Below are 18,676 nucleotides of genomic sequence, written 5' to 3'. Positions count from 1 at the left end.
TTCGGCTCGTGGCCGTTCGGCCTGGGTTGGGGTAATCCAGCCGGCGACAAGTGCGGGATCTGCGCCGTGTCGAGGGCGGCCCGGTGCTGGGCGAGCTTTGCGTCACGGGCCGCGATCGTGGTGTGTGCTGCAGAGAGTGCGTCTGCGTCTCGGCGATGAGGTGCAGTTAACCGATATCCCAGGACGCGAGATGAGTACCGCAGTGCAGGCATTGGAACAGATACGCGGTGGGCTCACCGTTGCGGTCGAGCCGGTGCAGGAACTCGTCGGTCTCCTCGGATGACCAGCCGAGTTGCCGGTGGCTCGCGCGAAGCATGTTCAGGGCGTCCGGATGAGGTTCGACATCGCGGTAGCCGGCCGGGCCGAGAAAGGCCGCGCCATCGCCGCAGTGGTAGAGCCATGACTCTTGCTGCCAACCGGTGAAGCCGGGGGTTCTGCGAGTGACCTCCTCGATGACGTGATGCGGCACGTCATCAGGCACGTCGACCGCGTCGCTGAGCTCGGCAGGCATCTCCAGGGTTTCGCTGCCATCCGTGGCGACGGCAACGACGCCGAGTGCCTTGGAGGCCGCCCCGGAGTAGATGCAGTGCAAGCAAAGACTCTCGGGCTGTCTGCCGTAGACCGGTCCCCGGTAGCGGACTTGCCGAAGTTGACCGCAGACGCTGCATTCGTGCTGAACCCGCACCGCCGAGCCCGTGGCCAAAGGATCAGGGTGGTATCGAAACACCGGCTCGGTCACCAGCCCATCATGCCGTTGTGACCGGGGCGGGTTGCGTCGCCGTAACCCACCCCGGATCAGATCAGAGCTCCCGGTAGTAGACGGCGACCGGCAGCGGCGTGCAGCCCAGTGCTTCGTACAGGGCTCGGGCGGGCGCATGGAATCCGTCCCCGCCCGTGCCGATCGTGACGACCTCGGCGCCGAGGTCCCGCATCGCGGCGAACGCGTGCTCGCACAGCACGGTGCCCGTGCCGAGCCGGCGATGCTCGGCGGACACGGCGAGGATAGTGACGCTGGCATTTCGGCGCTCAGGCTCTACCGCCCAGGCCACGTAGCCGGCGATGGCACCGTTGGTCTCGGCGACCGCGACATACCGGTGCTCGGCGGGGTCGTGGAGCCCGGCGACCTGCTTGACGTAGTCGTCGCGCCACTTGCCGTGCTGGTTGGCGAAAACGGTCTCGCCCATGAGAGGGCGGAAGGAGTCTTCGTAGAACGGTCCGAACGTCTCGATGGTCAGTTCGGTGAGCTGGGCCAGGTCATGCTGAAGAAACGAGCGGATGCGCATGTGAGTGTGCCTCTCGAGCTGAGGTTCTGAAAGCCAACGAAGCGGGCATCAGATGGCCAGCCAGCGGCCGGAACGGCGGCAAGCCGACCCTCAGTGGCGAGTACGCCAAGCAGCGAAGCAACTCATGACAGGAATCCTACGGGGCGCTGCAACCGCATTCGTGGCACAGAGCGTCCACCAAGGCCAACGGTCGTGCAGTGTAGCCACGGCTTTTCCACCAGGTCGGTGTGCGTGACTGCCGGCGAGTCTGCGGCGGATGAACCAGGCTCGTCCCGCAGGTGCCGCCGGCCGTCCTCGCCGACCGCCGGCCGGCGACCTTCTGGCGGCTGCACCGCCCGGGCATCGAGGCGGCTGTCCGCCGCTTCGCACCCGCGGTGGAAGTCGCCGATGAGGGCTGAGGGTTCGTCGCCAAGCCCACGGCTGCCTTGATGCGGGCGTTGATGCAGTAGCCGACGATCCGAGGGTGGTCCAGTGCGGACCGGGGAGCAGGCCAGCAGAACCTGGTCCCAGATAAGCTGCCCTGGTGCAGATCGACTTGGTTGCCCTGATTGTCGACGAGTACGACCCCGCGATCGCGTTCTTCACCGACGTGCTCGGCTTCGACCTCGTCGAGGACTCCCCATCACTGACCAATGACGGTCGAGCCAAGCGGTGGGTGGTCGTTCGGCCGCCGGGCGCCCAGACCGGGATTCTGCTCGCTCGCGCCGACGGAGAACACCAACGCGCCGCAATCGGTAACCAGGTAGCCGGCCGAGTCGGGTTCTTCTTCCGCGTCGACGACTTCGACGCCGCCTATCGGCGGATGGTCGCGGCCGACGTCACCTTCGTCCGGGAGCCGCGGACCGAGCCCTATGGCCGGGTCGCGGTCTTCCTCGACATCGCCGGCAACCGGTGGGACCTGCTCGGGGCCAATTGACGTTGCGTAATTGTCAGCTGAGCCGCCAACCACCGTGTCCGTAATCCAGGCGGCCGACATCTGCTGATGCCGCGATTCGCTCATCACACAGGGGCACGGCCCTTCCCGGCTCGTGGTACGAATCGGCCGACGATGTCGCCTGGTCTTGCCCGGTCAGGCTGGGCCGTTGACCAGCGGGTCGTGGACCCGGCCGAGGAACAGCGGCACGCCGGTGAGCCGGTCGTGGATGACGTACAGGAATGGCCGGTTGACGAAGAACTGCGGCCCCTGCGGAATCGACGGCGGCCGGACGATGACGGCCGACGCGGCTGCGGCCTCGGTGCCCTTCTCGTCCACAGCGATGAACGTCTCGTGCACCACGTCGTCGATACACAGGGTCGGTTCGGTGCTCATGCCGGTGAAATCGGCCTGTGACGTGAATGCCGTGGGCATGCCGAGGCTGCTCAGCGCGGCACCCAGCTCGGCCGGCAGGCGGAACGTCCACCGGGGCAGGCGCAGTTCGACGTCGGTGATCCGGAACCCGTTCAGCAAGGCGCCCAGCCAGGTCGCATCGAGGCTCGCCTCGACCGCGGCGAGATCGTCCCGGGTCGGCATGACGATGGCCATGGCAAGCCCGTCGCCCGCGTACGGCACGTCGACTGCGTGCCACCCGTCGCCCTCGAGGTAGCCCATCCTGTCGAACGGTCCGCGCATGACCGGGACGTCGACGACGCTCCCGTCATCCCTGGTGAACTGTCCCACCGACGTGGCCGTAGCGGTGAACGGGTACTTCCAGGCCGCCTTGAGATAGATCGTGTTGGTCAGCATCAGGCTGGTGTCGGGGCCCACGGCGTCGGACTGCAGCAGCTCCGGAATCTTCGCGTTGGTCCGATCGGACACCCAGGTGTTGATCTCCTGGCGGGCCACCTCCGGCGCACCACGGAAGTCGACCGGTCGCGGCGCGGCACCGTAATAGCCGGCCAGGGTTTCCCGGAACCCGGGTCGCAGACACAGGTCGAGTCGTGTCCACAGCGCATTGGCCGTGGTCAGCCGAGGCTGCTTGACTCCGTCACCGTCCTGGTAGCGGCCGGCGAGCGTCTGCTCAACGGTGTTGAGCCCGCTGTCGAGCGAGCGGGGGCGCGGATGCGGCGCGTGGAGCACCGTGTCCATCTCGTCCGCCGTGGTCGACCCGGCGCCCGCCCTGGTCATCGCGAGCGCGAGCCCGACCGAGTACGGCGCGCACACCACATTGCTGCCTGCCCGGGTCGATGCCACCGTGCGGTAGAGGTCGGCCGTGAAGCCGCGAACTGCGGTAGCGGCGGCCTGCATCGTGGCCGGGTCGGGTGGTACGCGGTCCACTGCCGTCGAGGTGGACGGCGGACCGAGCCAACGGGGAGCACCTGGGGCGGCGGTAAGGGCAGCGGCTGCAAGGGGGACCGCCCGCAATACGGATCGACGCGAAACCATGTGTCGAGGTTAGAGCAGTCCCACGGAAACTCACCAGACACAAGCTTGAATTCATTGAAATCAAGCAATGTCTGTCAGTCGTTCGTCGAAGAGCGCGAGACACCCCAACGATCGCTGTGCGGCTTGCTACTCGTACCGGTACTTCAGCGATTCTGCCTCGGCCTTTTCGATGTCACCGATCGTCAGCTCGGGCATTCGTAGCTGGGCCAGCGTCACCTCGGCCGAGGTCGGCTGGGCGTCCGCCGGCAGCCACTGCTCGGGCTTCCAGGCCCCGCTGCGCAGCAGCGCCTTGGGGCAGTGCGGGTAGACCTCATCGATCCCCAGCACCAACGCACTGGCCGGCGGCTTGCCCACAGCGGTCAGCTGCGACAGCAGTTCGGGGCGAGTGGAGACGCAGGCCCGGCCATTCACCCTGAGCGTCGTGGGGCGCCCTGGGATGATGAACAGCAGCCCGGCTCGCCCGGTGGCGACGACGTTCTGCAGGGTGTCCAGGCGCTTGTTGCCGGTGGCATCCGGTATTGCCACCGTCCGTGCGTCCAGGACGGCGACGAAGCCGGCCGGGCCGCCGCGCGGGGAGACGTCGCAGTTGCCCTTGGCGTCCACGGTGGCGACCAGGACCAGCGACGAGCAGCCGATCAACCGCCGGGTCTGTTCGGTGAGCTCGGTCATCTGCTTTCGCACGGCCGCGTCACTGGGGAGTTCGTAGGCCCGGCGCAGCGACTCCTGGTCGGGCACGGCGTCGAGGCGCAGTGAGTCGAAGGCACTGGCGGCAAGGACTGGCGTCATGCATCGACACTAATCCACCCCCGCCGGGCGGCTTGGCGGGCTGCGGCGTGGCATGCCGGCGGCCTTGCCCAAATCATCTTAGTCGTTAAGATAACCGTGTGAGCATATCGACGAACTTCTCGGTGGCGATCGCCGGCGCCGGCCTCTCCGGCCTCTGCCTCGCCCAGTACCTGATGCGCGCCGGCGTCGACGTGCACGTCTACGAGCGGGACTCGGGCCCCTTCGTCCGGCGGCAGGGCTACCGGATCATTCTCGACCGGTATGGCATCGAGGCGCTGCGCGAGAGCCTGCCGCGCTCGCTGTACAACCTGGCGCTGACCACCGGCGACGAGCCCGGCGGGCACCTACGCTTCACCGACAGCCGGCTGCGGGACGCATTCACCATCACCTTCAAGGACGAGCCGCACGCGACCCGCCAGGTCGACCGGCTGACCCTGCGGTCGATCCTGCAGTCCGGGCTGGACGGGCGCATCCACTACGGCAAGGACGCCGTCGCGGTGGACAGCGGCGACCCGGCGCGGCCGCGGCTGCTGTTCTCCGACGGCGGGAGCGCGGCGGCAAGCGTCGTCGTGGGCGCGGACGGCGTCGGCTCGGCGCTGCGCGCGCAGATCATGCCGGACGCGAACCCGGCGAACACCCCGATGGCGGGCATCTACGGCCGGTCGCCCCTTTGCCGCAACGGCGAAAGCATCATCCCGGACGCGCTGCGTACCAGCGGGGTCCTGGCCATCGCCGACCGGCCGGGCCGGGCCTTCTTCTTCACCTCCATGCGGTTCGGCGAGAGCCCGCCGGAGGCGTTCGCGCGCCTGGCCCCGGGCAGCTATGCGCCCACCGGCGACGACTACGTCATGTGGGGACTGCTGCTCCGGCAGGAGGAGGTGCCCATGGGCATCCGGGGCGACCTGCTGGCGCTGTGGAGACTGGCCTCCGGGATGAGCATGGACTTCCACCCGGTCATCCGGCGGCTGGTCGGCACGGCCGAGCTGGACGCCACAGTGCTCAACCTCTTCGCCACCGGCCAGCGCCCGCGCCGGTGGGCGGTGCCCCGGGCGACGATGATGGGCGACGCCGTGCACGTCATGCCGCCGTTCGGCGCGCACGGCGGCAACACCGCGCTGCGCGACGCTGCCCTGCTCGGCCACAAGCTGGTCGAGGCCCGGGCCAGTGGCACGCCGGTGGAGGAGGCGATCGCCAGCTACCAGGACGAGATGACGCCCTACGCCTTTCGCGCCGTCGACACCGCCGCCAGGCTGATGCGCCGCCTCACCGGGGGAGCGGCCGCACCGCACTGGGTGCTGACCCGCGTGTTACCTCGGCTGCACCGGGTCACCGTGCCGCAGGGATGATTGCCGGCATGTCCCACGAGCCGGCCCGTGCGTCCGCGATCACCGACCTCATGCGCGCCGGGCGGGAGACGTCGCGGCTGTCCATGGTGTTCCGGTACGCCATCGCGGAGCGGCTGGGCCTCACCGTGAGCGACCTGGAGTGCCTGGACTACCTGGCGGACGTCGGATCCGCCACCGCGGGGCAGGTCGCCGAGCGGACCAACCTCACCACCGGGGCGGTGACCAGCATGCTCCGCCGGCTCCAGCAGGCGGGCTACGTGACGGCCGAGCGCGATCCGGCGGACCGGCGGCGGGTGATCGTCGCCCTGCGGCCGGAGCGGTCCGCCGAGTTGAAGCGACCGTACGAGCGGTTCGCCGAAGGGGCCGAGCAGCTCATCGAGGGCTACAGCGTCGAGGAGGTCATGCTGCTGGTCCGGCACTACGACCGCATGCAGGCGATGTACCTCGCCGAGTTGGACCGCCTGCGCGGCGGCGAGACCGCGCAGCGGTCTGCCTGAGCTGTCGTCGGCCTGGCGGGGCATTACTTGGCCGGGCGGCTTCACCGCGACCGTGACGCCGGACTGCCGGTACGCTGAGGTGGTGATCGACTTTCGTGCGGCGGTCGAAGCACGCGACCCCGATGCCCTTGAGGCGACCCTCGCCGACAACGTGCTGTTTCGCAGCCCGGTGGCGTTCAAGCCCTATCCGGGCAAGGCAATCACCGCAGCGATCCTGCGGGGTGTGCTGCGGGTGTTCGAGGACTTCCGGTACGTCCGGGAGCTGAGCGGCGAGGGCGGTCGCGATCACGCGCTGGTATTCGAGGCGCGGATAGGCGGTGTCGCCGTCGAGGGTTGCGATTTCCTGCACCTCGATGAGAGCGGCTTGATCGATGAGTTCACGGTCATGGTTCGTCCGCTGTCCGCCGCGCAGGCCCTGGCCGCCGCGATGGCAGATCAATTCGAGCAGATCCAGCGTGAGGCGGCCGTCGGCTAGCGGGAGTCAGGGCGTTCACGTCTCACCTGTCCCGCCGGCGACCGGCGGTCGCCAGTGAAGAGGATTGAGCCCGCACGTTGTACCACGTCACCTACGGTTCTCCGCCGCCCGCTGGCGCCGGGACGGCTGGGGCGGCCAGCTTCAACCGGGGGCGGTCGGCGTCCGGGTGGCGCAGCTCGTCGAAGACCGTCAGCGCCTCTCGCCACGCCCGACGCGCGGCGTCGAGGTCACCGGCGGCCTGCAGGCTGTCGCCCAGGTTGTCCAGCACCTCCGCCTCGTCGTACCGGTCGCCGAGTTCCCGGTGCAGCGCCAGCGCCCGCCGGTAGCAGTCCGCCGCCCGATCCTGGCCGCCGAGGCCGTGCCGGACGTAACCGAGGCTGTCCCAGGTCAGCGCCGCGCCGTGCCGGTCGCCGGTTTTCTCGTGCAGCCGTGCGGATATCAACGCCGGCAATGGTCAGGTGCTGCTGACAGCGGTCAACATCACCGGGGGTAACACCGTGCGGTTGCGAGCGGACGAGGACGCCGACGGCTTCGCCGGCTGGTGGAGCCTCAACGGGTACGGCATCTGCGGGAGCTGATCCGGGGCCGGGGCCGCCGCTGGCGGCCCCGGCCGATTGTCAGCGGAAGGCGTCGATGTTGCGCGTGGCCCAGGCGGCGAAGGGGCGTGGTGATCGGCCCAGGACCTCGGAAACGTCCGGGCTGATCCGCTGTTCGGCTTCGGTCGGCGTACCGAGGATCGCCAGCGTCCCCTCGACAACCGGCGGCGGCATGAACCGCAGCATCTGCTCGCGGGCTTCGTCGGGCGTCTGGTCCACGAAGTGGATCGGCTCGCCGAGCGCGGCGGCGAGATCGGCGACCCGTTCGCGTGGCGTGCGCAGGACCGGGCCGGTCAGTTCGTAGGTACGGCCATCGTGCGAGCGGTCGAGGAGCACGGTGGCCGCCACTTCGGCGATGTCGGCCGGGTCGACCACGGGCAGACCGACGTCGCCGAACGGTGCGGCCACGGTCCGCCTGCCCCGGATCGGTTCGGTCCAGGCAAAGGAGTTGGAGGCGAAGCCGCCGGGGCGAAGGATCGTCCAGTCGAATTCGGATCGACGGACGAGATCCTCGATGGCGCGCAGCGGCGCGTGTGACGCCGAGTCCGGTCGTGTGGCGACCGCCTGCGAGGACTGGAGCACAACGCGCTTCACGCCGCCGGCCGCGGCGACCCGCAGGATTTCGCGCATCTCGACGTGGGCTCCGGCGCCCTCCACGAGCAGGTACAGCGCCTCGGCGCCGGCGAGCACCGGGCGCAGGCTCTCCGGCTGCTCGAGGTCCGCGCGATGGTGGCGGATGCCCTCTGGTACGGCGCCCGGACGTCGCCCCCGGGACACCGCCGTCACCGCGGCACCCGAGGCCGCGAGGGTTGACGCGAGCGTACGGCCGACGTTTCCGGTTGCTCCTACCACGACAAACATGTCTGGGTCTCCAGTCCGACCGTGTCGTTCGCACGGCCGAAGAAGACGCTAATAGCGTCGATATAGTAGGTACCTAGAGGATAGTAATGCGTTTGTGACGGGGGACACATGAAGCAGTCGGCAGATCCCGAGTTGGCCTGCCCGGTCGCGCCGGTTGTCGACATCGTCTTCAGCCGGTGGACCACACCGATCCTGTGGGCATTGAACGAGTACGGTCGGCAGCGCTTTGTCGAGTTGGAGCGCCGACTGACGAGCATCACGCCGAAGGTGCTCACGCAGCGGCTTCGCCAACTCGAGCGTGACGGGCTCGTGTCACGCACCTACCACGCCGAGGTGCCTCCCAGAGTCGAGTACGAGATCACCGAGTTGGGCGCCAGCCTGGGCCCGCTCTTCGCGCACCTGGCCACGTGGGCCGACGCCAGCCTCGGAGAGGTCGAACGCGCACGGCGCGCCTACGACGCCCAGCGATGAGGCCGCGGAGGACATGCTGCGGGCCGGCCGCTCCGAGGCCGTCGCGCAGGGCATGCTCGACATGGCCGTGGCCATGACGCTCTTCCGTTCGGCGTGCCGGTGCGGGCGGCCCGCGTCCGGCTTCGCCTGATGGCGGTCGCTCGGAGCGCGGGCCGAGGGTACGCACCCCGGGCGGTCACCTCCTCCGTCGGTATCGGGCCGGTCCTGACGTTCGTTCGCGCGTCAGGAGCGACCTCGCGCGGACCGCGGCCTGATGCAGCCACGGGCGGGGCCAGCGATGCTCTCGCCCCAACGGCGGCCGTCGACCCGAGGACCTGCCGGAGTGGCCCGTCACGAGGATCGGGTGCGCATGCTGGCCCGGGAAGCCGGCGCCGTAGGCGACCAGGGGTCTGTTGTGGACGATTCCGCCGTCGGCCGTGATGCGGAACGGCCGGTCGCCGATGCCGGAATCGCAGTGGACACAGCCGAGTGCGAGCAGGGGAAGCCCGGTGTGCCCGGCGGGCCAGGGCAGCGCGGTATGTGGACGCGTAGACATGATCTCTCCAAAGACCTGACGGAAGGCATGGGAACGAACCGACGGCGACGTCGGCAACCCAGGCGCGGGGAACGTGTCAGGTCTAGAGAGCAGGCGGTGTCACGCGGGTGAGGTCCTCTCGTGGATGCGTCGGAGACGGATACCTCGTTGCACGGTAGGTCGGATCGGGTCGGCGAGGCCATTCATTTCGGTGCGGTGTCGGTGCGGTCGCCGGACACCACCAAAGCCGTGATCCGGGAAGTCGGTGAGGGGAAATCGGCGAAACGTCGGCATTGGCGCGTGGTGAACGACGGGTATCCCGGGCGGGGGTCCTACGTCGATCATTGCCGGGAGATAGATGTGAGTCACTCTCACCTCCTGGCGGATCGCCCGGGCGCGGAGGGCGAGACGTCGGCACCGGCAGCCGGGCGTGACCGAACGGCCCGACTCCGCGTCCCCGGAGGATCGCCATGCCCCGTCCCGCTCTCCGTAACCGGCTCGCGGCGTTCACCGCCGCCGTCCTGACCGCGAGCGTCCTGACGGTGACCCCGCCGTCACCGGCGCTGGCCGCCACAACGTTCGCCGCCAACGACTACTGCCTCGGCCAGTGCGCCGACATCCTGCCCCCCGGGCAGAACGGCAACGCCACGCTGGTCGCCATCCTGGCGCACCAGGCGCTCGGCACCCGCCCGGCGCACTCCAGCGACCAGCTCGACGAGTACGCGAACCTGGTCTACAACTACGCCGGGCTGACCGACGAACAGATCGCCCACTTCTACAACGACGCCTCGTTCGGTGTCCCGGCCGCACAGGTGGAGAGCACCGTCTCACCGCGCGCGGACGTCACCATCGTGCGGGACAAGGCCACCGGCGTCCCGCACGTCACAGGCACCACCCGCGCCGGCACCATGTTCGGCGCCGGCTACGCCGGGGCACAGGACCGGCTCTGGGTGATGGACCTGCTGCGGCACGTCGGCCGCGGCAACGTCACCTCGTTCGCCGGCGGCGCCCCTGGCAACCGTGAGCTGGAGCAGAGCGTCTGGGCCAACTCGCCGTACACCGAGGCGGACCTCCAGGCCCAGGTGGACGCGCTGCGCACCAAGGGCGCCCGGGGCCAGCAGCTCTACACCGACGTGGTCGACTACATCGCTGGCATCAACGCCTACATCGACAGGTCGATCGCCGAGGACAACTACCCGGGCGAGTACGTGCTCGCCGGCGCCGGTAAGCCGAAGCACTTCACCATGACCGATCTGATCGCCACCGCCGGCGTGATCGGCGGACTCTTCGGCGGGGGCGGCGGCAGCGAGATCCAGTCCGCGCTGGTCCGGGTGGCCGCCCGCGCCAAGTACGGCGCGACCGAGGGCGACCGGGTGTGGGCGGCCTTCCGCTCGCAGAACGACCCGGAGACCGTGCTCACCCTGCACGACGGGCAGAGCTTCCCGTACGGGGCGACGCCGCCCGGCGCGACCAGCGCGGTGCTCCCCGACGCCGGCTCGGTGGTCGCCGAACCCCTGGCCTACGACGCCACCGGCGGGGCCGCCGCCCGCACCGGCGCCAGCACCGCCACCAAGGAACTGCTCGGCGGCCTGGCCAACCTGCGCGCTCACGGCATGTCCAACGCGGTGGTGGTCTCCGGACGGCACACCACCACCGGCAACCCGGTGGCCGTGTTCGGGCCGCAGACCGGTTACTTCGCGCCGCAGTTGCTGATGCTCCAGGAGTTGCAGGGCCCGGGCATCAGCGCTCGGGGCGCCGCGTTCGCCGGGCTCAACCTCTACGTGCTGCTCGGCCGGGGCCAGGACTACGCGTGGAGCGCTACCTCCGCCTCCCAGGACCTCACCGACACGTACGCGGTGCCGCTGTGCACCACCGACGGCAGCGCCCCGACGCTGCGCACCAACCGCTACCTCTATCACGGGCAGTGCCTCGCCATGGAGGCGCTGGAGCAGCGCAACTCCTGGTCACCGACGTTGGCCGACTCCACCCCGGCCGGCTCGTACACCCTGCGCGCGCTGCGCACCAAGTACGGGCTGGTGGCCCACCGGGGCCTGGTGAACGGGCAGCCGACCGCGTTCACCAAACTGCGCTCGACCTACCGGCACGAGGCTGACTCGGCGATCGGCTTCCAGGCCTTCAACGACCCGGCCGCGATGGGCAGCGCCGCGGCCTTCCAGGCGTCCGCGGCCGACGTCGGGTACGCGTTCAACTGGTTCTACGTCAACTCGACCGAGGCGGCGTACTACAACTCCGGCTCGAACCCGGTCCGTCCGGCCACCGCCGACCCGAACCTGCCCACCAAGGCCGAAGCGGCGTACGAGTGGGCCGGCTGGAACCCGGACACCAACGACGCCACCTACACCCCGGCGGCGGCGCATCCGCAGTCGGTCAACCAGGACTACTACGTCAGCTGGAACAACAAGCAGGCGCGGGACTTCGTGGCCGCCGACGGCAACTTCAGCTTCGGCTCCGTACACCGGGCTCAGTTGCTCGACGGCCCGGTGCGCGCCGCGATCGCCCAGCGCAAGCTCGGCCGCGCCGACGTCGTCACGATCATGGCGGATGCGGCGGTGACCGACCTGCGCGGCCAGCAGGTTCTCGGTGACCTGCTGCGGGTGCTGGACAGCACACCGGTCACGGATCCGGCGTTGGTCGACGCGGTGGGCAAGCTGCGGGCCTGGCAGCAGGCCGGGGCCCGCCGGGTGGAGACGTCCTCCGGCTCCAAGGTCTACCAGCACGCCGACGCCATCCGGATCTTCGACGCCTGGTGGCCGCTGCTGGCCTCGGCGCAGTTCCGCCCCGGCCTCGGGTCGGACCTCTACGCCGCGCTGGTCGACGCCATCGAGGTGAACGAGGCGCCGTCGGGCGGCCAGAACGGCGGACGCGACGGCGCCGCGAGTTGGGCGTTGCAGGGGCAGGCGCACAAGGGCTCGTCGTTCCAGTACGGCTGGTGGGGCTACGTCGACAAGGACCTGCGGACCGTACTCGGCGACCCGGTGGCGGGTGGGCTGGGCCGCGCGTACTGCGGCAACGGCAACCTCGGCGCGTGCCGGCAGGCACTGCTCGACGCGCTCGGCCAGGCCGCCGCGGTGCCGGCCACCACCGTCTACCCCGGAGACAAGTCCTGCGGGGCTGGCGACCAGTGGTGTGCCGACTCGATCGCCCAGTCCGGGCTCGGCGGCATCACCCACCCGGTGATCGCCTGGCAGAACCGCCCCACCTACCAGCAGGTCGTCTCGTTCCCGGCGCGCCGGGGCGACGATGTCACCAACCTGGCGCAGGGCCGTCCGACCATCGCGTCGAGCACCCAGTTTCTGACCAGCCACACACCGGACAAGGCGGTCGACGGCAGCCTCGGCAGCCGGTGGGCCAGCAGTTACAACGACAACCAGTGGCTCAGGGTCGACCTCGGGGCGGCCCGCAGCGTCAGCAGGGTCGTGCTGCGCTGGGAGGCCGCGCACGGCACCTCGTACCGGATCGAGGTGTCCGGCGACGGCACCTCATGGACGCCGGTGTTCACCAACGCCACCGGCAACGGCGGCGTCGACAACGCCACCTTCGCCCCCGTCACCGCCCGCTACGTGCGGGTGTACGGGGTCAAGCGGGCCACCTCGTACGGGTTCTCGCTCTACGAATTCGAGGTTTACCAAAAGTGACCTCGCCCGGAGGGGTCGGCGGGAATCACTCGCCGGCCCCTCCGGAGGCGCGCCCTCGATGCGTGTTGCCGGTCCCAGCGGGTAATGGTCCCCAGCAGGCCGAGCGTCGACGCGGCGAACAGGAGCGAGCGATGGGCACAGGACACTCGTACGCCGATGGCCTCGCCTCGGTGGGCTTCTCAGTCCTGCGCTGCGCGTTGGCGACGAACATCTTGTGGATCGGTGCGCTCAAGTTCAAGCCGTACGAGGTGGAGAACGACGAGCCCCTGGTCACCTCGAGTCCGCTGTTCTCGCGGCTCCGCGCGAGGCTGGGCGCAGAAAAGCTCAACCGACTCATCGGGGTCACGGAGATCGCTCTGGGTTCCCTGATCGTCGCCAAGCCCTTTGCGCCCAGAGCCTCAGCGATCGGTAGCTTCGGTGCGACGGGGATGTTCGTTACCACGCTCAGTTTCCTGGCCACGACGCCTGAGGCCCGGCAGGAAGGGCAGGGGATATTGAGCCTTTCTCAGCTGGGACAATTCCTGCTCAAAGACACAGTGCTTCTCGGCGCCGCCCTCCTGACAGCTGCCGAGTCGCTGCGCGCGGCCACCCTGCTGACCGGCCCGCGAGCGCGATGAATCAGGAGCATGGCCCGGATCGACGGGCCGACGGGCGTGCCGTCGTGTCAACGCAACGCGTCTAATGACGAATCGGTGGTGCGTCGTGGCCGAGGCGGGCGCGGGCTCGGGCCATGCGAATGGCCGCGGTCAAGGCCGTGATGTCGTAGGCGCCGTAGTGGCGGCGGCCGTTGATGAAGAACGTCGGGGTGCCGGACACTCCGCTGTTGTCGGCGGAGTCGATGTCACTGTCGATGCGGGCGGCGTGGGCTTGGTTGGTCAGATCGTCGTGGAATCGTCTCTGATCCAGACCGAGGTCGTCGGCGTACTTGATCAGAGCGGTGATGTCCAGTTCGCCCTGGTGGTCGAGCAACAGGTCATGCATCTGCCAGAATTTTCCCTGAGCGGCGGCTGCTTCGGCGCCCTCGGCTGCCAGTCGGGCCTGCGGATGCACGTCTGACAGAGGCAGGTGACGCCACACGAAGCGCAGGTCGGCGTCGCCCAGCAGCTGCCGGACGACTGGTTCGGCCTTCCCGCAGTACGGGCACTGGAAGTCGCCGTATTGCACCAGCGTTACCGATGCACCGGCTGGGCCGCGGACGTGGTCCTGCTTCTCGTCGACCGCTGGGGTGAGATCGATCAGCTCCGTCATGTCGCCGAAGAGCGCACGGACGCGCTTGTCCTGGGGAAACGTGTTGGTGACGCGGAACGCGACCCAGGTCAGTGCTGAGGATACGATCGCGGCGCTGAGCACCCCGACCTTGGCCTCGGCCAGTTGGTCGCCGGTGAAGGCCAGGCTCGCGACCAGCAGTGACACCGTGAAGCTGACACCGGCGATCGTGCCGCTGCCGAGCACGCCCGCCCAGCCCACGGCCGGACGGATACGCCCGTGGGAGAGCCAGGTGAGCCCGGCCGAGGTGCCGATCACGGCGAGCGGTTTGCCGACGACATACCCGAGCAGCACGCCCCAGGTGACAGGCGACGCGAACGCCTGGGCCAGGAACGGACGGTCGATGCTGATGCCGGCGTTGGCCAGGCCGAACAGCGGCACGATGACGTAGCTGGACCATGGGTGGTAGATGCGCTGAAGGCGGTCGTTGGGCGACAGCGTGTTCGCCAAGCCGATCGAGGCCGTACGCGCGAGCGTGGGCGTCGGCTGCTCACGGAACGACCGGAACAGCCCGGTGACCTTTTCGAGGTCAGATCGGCCGGGGGAGTAGGCAAACGCGGTCAATCCGATGGCCAGGCCGGTCACCACAGGGTCGACTCCGCTGACCAGCAACGCGCCCCACATCACGACGGCGACCGGCACGTACGCCCAGCCCCGTCGGACGCCGCCTGCGTGGATGGCCAACATGACCGCGAATGCGACAACGGCCACCACGATGGGCAGAACCCTGATGTCCTCGCTGTAGACCAGGGCGATGACGATGAGTGCGATCACATCGTCGACCACGAACACGGTGAGCAGGAAGATCCGGACCCGGTCGGGCACACCTCGGCCGAGCAGTGCAAGCAGACCCAACGCAAGGGCCGTGTCGGTCGACATGGCCACGCCCCAACCATGCGCACCCGGCCCACCGTGGTTGATCCCCAGGAAGATCAGTACCGGGATCAGCATGCCAATCAGGCCGGCCACGCTGGGCAGCACGAAACGTCGCCGGTCGCGGAGGTCGCCGAGGTCGAACTCGCGCCGCGCCTCAAGGCCGACGACAAGGAAGAACAGCGTCATCAAGCCACTGTTGATCCAGGTCTGCAGGTCGCGGGAGAGTTCGAGGTGCCCGAGGCGCAGGGACAACTGGGTGCGCCATACGGCTTCGTAGGAGCCAAGGTCGATGTTGGCCCAGAACAGTGCGGCGACGATGGCGGCCACGAGTATGCCGGCGCTGCCGGACTCGATTCGCAAGAATGCCCACAGCGGTGACGCCAGGTTCCGCTTCCAGATCGTTCGGCCGCTCTTGGTTTCGGTCACACGTCACCCTTCGACGTGCTGGCCGGGCCAGCACGGACAGCTAGACCACGTGGCGCAATGAGGCGCGCGACCCCCGGACCCGGCGCTGCTGGCCGCCACTCAGCAGCACCAGGCGTCCGGTTCAGTACTGATCGCGCCGCCCCAGCGGTCGCGGTCGACGGAAACACTGTCGCCGCTGGGGCGCAATGGCAACCGTCTGCTGCACGGCCGTGATCGCCGAGCAGCAGACGGTCTGTTCTCAGCGCGGCCCGACGAACGCGGTCCGCACGCTCCATGCGAACTGAATCAGCAGGGTCACCGGGGACCTCTCGGCAATGTCGTGCATCACCTTCAGGTCGTCAGGGTCGGGCTCCTCGCTGAGCGTGATCGTGCGCTGCAGGTAGCGCTCTGCGCCTTCCTGCTCGGGTTCGTGGTAGTCGATCTCGACGGTGATGTCGCCGGCGGTGTCGTACTTGTAGTCGACGTACTGCCGCAGCGTCTGAGCAGTGCACGACGCGAGCGCCATCAACAGGTACTCCGTCGGCGTCGGGCCGTCACCGAGCGCGCCGCTGTGCGGTTCATCGGCGATGAACGTGAAGCCGCGGGTCGTCATGTCCGTGCGCCGGCGCTCTGTGGCCGGAAGGACAACTCGGGCCGATGCGACGACATGATCCTGATCGGTTTCCATCAGCCGCGCCTTCCTGTGGATCCAGTGGTGAGGGTCCAGGGATACGGACCCAGCAACAGCCGAGCCGAAGTCCGAGCGGAGGCTGTGGCCGGGCGCATCACCCTGGGCCGGTACCTCCGCAGGCTAGCCTGTGTGGACTGGATAGTCCAAACGACTGTTCGCTGGCCGAACCCTGCGCCCTTGGTGATCCTGGACGGTGTGGTGGCGCAGACTGCACCGAGGGGCGGCTAGGTCCAACACTCCCGGACTGGGCCCGATCGGATCCAAGTCGTAAAATGGACCAAATGGTCCCTTGCGCTGGCGCGTCGGCCCGGGAAGTCGATGCGGATGTGAGCAGCGTTGCTCGAATTAACGGGTCGGCTCACCGGACGGCTGCGTGAGGAACGATTTGATATGTTCCAGCGCCATGTCCAGAGCGACTTCCATGGGTGCGATGTCGTGCGAGGCGTTCGCCAGCAAGTAGCCGCCCTGCAATGCGGCCATCAAGCCAGTGGCCAACTTCTCCGGGTCGGCGTCATGGCGCAGCAGACCGCTGTCCTGCATCCGGTGCAGGCCATCACTGATCAGCTTTTCCCATGCCGCGAACGTCTCCGACAGAGACGATCGAGCCTGCTCATCTTGATCGGACAGTTCGAGAGCCATCGACCCGAGGCCGCACCCGTATTTGCCGTTGTTCAGCGAGTTGGCCTGGACCAGGGCGTTGCGCCACCGGACCAGCCCTGAGAATGATCTCAGTCGTTCGAGCCCTGCACGCTCACGCTGAAGCACAAGCGCGCCTCGATATTTGACCAAGGCGCGCACAAGTTCCTGCTTGTCGGCGAAGTGGTGGTAGAGCTGAGACTTGCTCGTCTGGCTTGCCTCGCGGATGTCGTCAAGGGTCGTCGCGTTCACTCCGCGCACGAGCATCAGCCGGTTCGCGGCCTCGAGGATCCGTTCTCGCGTCGCGATGCCCCGTTGACTGATCCTCCGCCTATTCGTCGGCGCAGCCACCTGCTCGTCGCTCATCTGTCAAGTGTATCCAGCGCGCCAGATAATCTAGGGAAAACGGGACCTTGGAGTCCATCCGATGTCATGTCGCATTCACGCGGCGGTGAAGGGCGCGCCTGCGCGTCGTTGGCTCGATGAACGGGGCCGACATCGCCAGGTCATCGTCGGCAGGAGCTGTATTGGACTATTCGGTCCGCCTCGGCCCGGACCGGCGCGCGGACCCGGGGTCCGCGCGCCGGAGGTGTCAGGCCGTCGCCCGCTTCGGAAGCTTCCATCCGGGGCGGGGGAAGTGGCAGGTGTATCCGTTGGGGTAGGTCTGTAGGTAGTTCTGGTGCTCAGGCTCGGCTTCCCAGAAGTCGCCTGCCGCGGTGACCTCGGTGACGACCTTGCCGGGCCACAGACCCGAGGCGTCGACGTCGGCGATGGTGTCCTCCGCGACCCGCTTCTGCTCATCGCTTGTGTAGAAGATCGCCGAGCGGTAGCTGATGCCGATGTCGTTACCCTGGCGGTTCTTCGTCGAAGGGTCGTGGATCTGGAAGAAGAACTCGAGCAGCGCGCGGAAGTCGGTCCTGTCGGTGTCGTAGACGACCTCGATGGACTCCGCGTGGGTGCCGTGGTTGCGGTAGGTGGCGTTCGGGACGTCGCCGCCGCTGTAGCCGACGCGCGTGGACACGATGCCGGGCTGGCGGCGGAACAACTCCTCCATGCCCCAGAAGCAGCCGCCGGCGAGGATTGCCTTTTCGGTGTTCACGTCGTCTCCTTGTGTGTCGTCGTGCCGGTGTCGGTGGCACTCGTGAACAGAATGCGGTACTCGCCGTACCCTGCGTCCTGCAGGTCGTCGAGGTGGATGAACCGCAGCGATGCCGAGTTGATGCAGTAACGCAGTCCACCCTTTTCTGGCGGGCCGTCGTTGAAGACGTGACCCAGGTGGCTGTCCCCGTGCAGCGAGCGGGCCTCAGTCCGGATCATTCCGTGGCTGGAGTCTTTGCGCTCGACAACGTTCGTCTTGGCGATCGGCTTGGTGAAGCTCGGCCAGCCGGAGTTGCTGTCGTACTTGTCGACCGATGCGAACAATGGCTCGCCGGACACCACATCGACGTAGATGCCGGGCTCGTGATTGTCCCAGTAGGCATTGGTGAACGGTCGCTCGGTGCCGTCCTGCTGGGTCACGCGGTACTGCTCCGGGTTGAGCCCCGAAACGGTCTCCGGGTTCTTGCGGTACTGGGTCTGCTGGGCCACAGCTCTCCCTTCACGGCCTTGCCACGCACGGTTGCGGAGCCAGGTGGAGTGCACCTGGACGCGCAAGTACAGACGCTCTCCGGGGCGGTGGTATTCCCGCAGCCTCCACACTCCCTGGACCCCTAGGTCCGAAAGACGGGCTCGGCCGGTGCCAAACCGTCCGTATGCATAGGGCTTGAGCTGGCACTTCTCGTAGTCACATCAACAACCACGTGACCCAATAGTGGACTTGACAGACCAGTTTTGCCGCGACTAGGTTCGGGACGTCCGACGGGGCGCCTCCGGGCAGCGACGAGCTGCCCGACTTGCCCGCCGACGTCGGGTTCGGCAGACATCCCCGCCACCTACGGCGAATCCTCGCGCCCCAC

18 protein-coding genes are annotated in these 18,676 nt (G+C 68.4%); 7 read left to right on the top strand and 11 right to left on the bottom strand.

The window, feature by feature from the left end:
* Positions 1–166: 166 nt before the first annotated feature.
* Positions 167–739 (bottom strand): CbrC family protein, encoded by a 573-nt coding sequence (locus tag GUI43_RS01480; RefSeq protein WP_249037614.1) that lies wholly within the window; start codon positions 737–739, stop codon positions 167–169.
* Between the two features lie 61 nt (positions 740–800).
* Positions 801–1,283, bottom strand: a complete 483-nt coding sequence (locus tag GUI43_RS01475; protein WP_112583202.1) for a GNAT family N-acetyltransferase — start codon at positions 1,281–1,283, stop codon at positions 801–803.
* Positions 1,284–1,803: 520 nt separating this feature from the next.
* On the opposite strand from GUI43_RS01475, the gene GUI43_RS01470 reads away from it, so the two are divergent.
* Positions 1,804–2,199: a VOC family protein gene (locus GUI43_RS01470; RefSeq protein WP_112583203.1), complete on the top strand. Its 396-nt coding sequence runs from the start codon at positions 1,804–1,806 to the stop codon at positions 2,197–2,199.
* Positions 2,200–2,352: 153 nt separating this feature from the next.
* Here GUI43_RS01470 and GUI43_RS01465 read toward each other — a convergent pair whose 3' ends face one another.
* Both GUI43_RS01465 and GUI43_RS01460 read right to left on the bottom strand, forming a co-directional pair.
* A complete protein-coding gene (locus GUI43_RS01465; RefSeq protein ID WP_170158642.1) occupies positions 2,353–3,537 on the bottom strand; it encodes a serpin family protein in 1,185 nt (394 codons plus the stop codon).
* A 234-nt stretch (positions 3,538–3,771) separates the two neighbouring features.
* Entirely contained in the window at positions 3,772–4,431 is a 660-nt protein-coding gene (locus GUI43_RS01460) for an MSMEG_1061 family FMN-dependent PPOX-type flavoprotein (protein WP_112697620.1), read from the bottom strand.
* Positions 4,432–4,529: 98 nt separating this feature from the next.
* On the opposite strand from GUI43_RS01460, the gene GUI43_RS01455 reads away from it, so the two are divergent.
* The 3 genes from GUI43_RS01455 (at position 4,530) to GUI43_RS01445 (ending at position 6,749) form a co-directional block, all read left to right on the top strand.
* Entirely contained in the window at positions 4,530–5,777 is a 1,248-nt protein-coding gene (locus tag GUI43_RS01455; RefSeq protein WP_112697618.1) for an FAD-dependent oxidoreductase, read from the top strand.
* Positions 5,778–5,785: 8 nt separating this feature from the next.
* Complete coding sequence (locus GUI43_RS01450) at positions 5,786–6,274, top strand: MarR family winged helix-turn-helix transcriptional regulator (RefSeq protein ID WP_249037613.1); 489 nt, start codon at positions 5,786–5,788, stop codon at positions 6,272–6,274.
* An 82-nt stretch (positions 6,275–6,356) separates the two neighbouring features.
* Positions 6,357–6,749 (top strand): nuclear transport factor 2 family protein, encoded by a 393-nt coding sequence (locus GUI43_RS01445; RefSeq protein WP_091405325.1) that lies wholly within the window; start codon positions 6,357–6,359, stop codon positions 6,747–6,749.
* Positions 6,750–6,840: 91 nt separating this feature from the next.
* On the opposite strand, the gene GUI43_RS01440 is transcribed toward GUI43_RS01445, so the two are convergent.
* Positions 6,841–7,191: a tetratricopeptide repeat protein gene (locus GUI43_RS01440; RefSeq protein WP_170158641.1), complete on the bottom strand. Its 351-nt coding sequence runs from the start codon at positions 7,189–7,191 to the stop codon at positions 6,841–6,843.
* Between the two features lie 175 nt (positions 7,192–7,366).
* Positions 7,367–8,206 carry an NAD(P)H-binding protein gene (locus GUI43_RS01435; protein ID WP_112697614.1) on the bottom strand — a complete coding sequence of 280 codons (840 nt, stop codon included), beginning with the start codon at positions 8,204–8,206 and terminating at the stop codon, positions 7,367–7,369.
* A gap of 108 nt (positions 8,207–8,314) precedes the next feature.
* Here GUI43_RS01435 and GUI43_RS01430 point away from each other — a divergent pair, with 108 nt between their 5' ends.
* The 3 genes from GUI43_RS01430 to GUI43_RS01420 all read left to right on the top strand — a co-directional run bounded on the left by GUI43_RS01430 (position 8,315) and on the right by GUI43_RS01420 (position 13,464).
* On the top strand, positions 8,315–8,677 hold the full coding sequence (locus GUI43_RS01430) for a winged helix-turn-helix transcriptional regulator (protein WP_112583210.1): 363 nt from the start codon (positions 8,315–8,317) through the stop codon (positions 8,675–8,677).
* A 984-nt stretch (positions 8,678–9,661) separates the two neighbouring features.
* Positions 9,662–12,847, top strand: a complete 3,186-nt coding sequence (locus GUI43_RS01425; RefSeq protein WP_112697612.1) for a penicillin acylase family protein — start codon at positions 9,662–9,664, stop codon at positions 12,845–12,847.
* Between the two features lie 131 nt (positions 12,848–12,978).
* Positions 12,979–13,464, top strand: a complete 486-nt coding sequence (locus GUI43_RS01420) for a DUF417 family protein (RefSeq protein ID WP_112604213.1) — start codon at positions 12,979–12,981, stop codon at positions 13,462–13,464.
* Positions 13,465–13,525: 61 nt separating this feature from the next.
* Here the strand turns inward: GUI43_RS01420 and GUI43_RS01415 are convergent, their stop codons facing one another.
* The 5 genes from GUI43_RS01415 to msrB form a co-directional block, all read right to left on the bottom strand.
* Positions 13,526–15,415 carry a Na+/H+ antiporter NhaA gene (locus tag GUI43_RS01415; RefSeq protein ID WP_112697610.1) on the bottom strand — a complete coding sequence of 630 codons (1,890 nt, stop codon included), beginning with the start codon at positions 15,413–15,415 and terminating at the stop codon, positions 13,526–13,528.
* Between the two features lie 238 nt (positions 15,416–15,653).
* Positions 15,654–16,082, bottom strand: a complete 429-nt coding sequence (locus tag GUI43_RS01410) for an OsmC family protein (protein ID WP_112583214.1) — start codon at positions 16,080–16,082, stop codon at positions 15,654–15,656.
* 348 nt (positions 16,083–16,430) lie between these two features.
* The gene (locus GUI43_RS01405) at positions 16,431–17,087 is read right to left on the bottom strand and encodes a TetR/AcrR family transcriptional regulator (protein ID WP_112604207.1); all 657 of its coding nucleotides are present in this window, start codon (positions 17,085–17,087) and stop codon (positions 16,431–16,433) included.
* A gap of 226 nt (positions 17,088–17,313) precedes the next feature.
* Positions 17,314–17,820, bottom strand: coding sequence for a peptide-methionine (S)-S-oxide reductase MsrA (gene msrA, locus GUI43_RS01400; protein ID WP_112583216.1), 507 nt, complete (start codon positions 17,818–17,820; stop codon positions 17,314–17,316).
* Complete coding sequence (msrB, locus tag GUI43_RS01395) at positions 17,817–18,308, bottom strand: peptide-methionine (R)-S-oxide reductase MsrB (protein ID WP_112583217.1); 492 nt, start codon at positions 18,306–18,308, stop codon at positions 17,817–17,819. The genes msrA and msrB overlap by 4 nt, the downstream gene beginning before the upstream one ends.
* Positions 18,309–18,676 lie beyond the last annotated feature (368 nt).

Source organism: Micromonospora noduli (assembly GCF_003264365.1).
In the GTDB taxonomy this organism is placed as follows: Bacteria; Actinomycetota; Actinomycetes; order Mycobacteriales; family Micromonosporaceae; genus Micromonospora; species Micromonospora noduli.
This window is presented reverse-complemented; position numbering and strand designations above follow the sequence as displayed.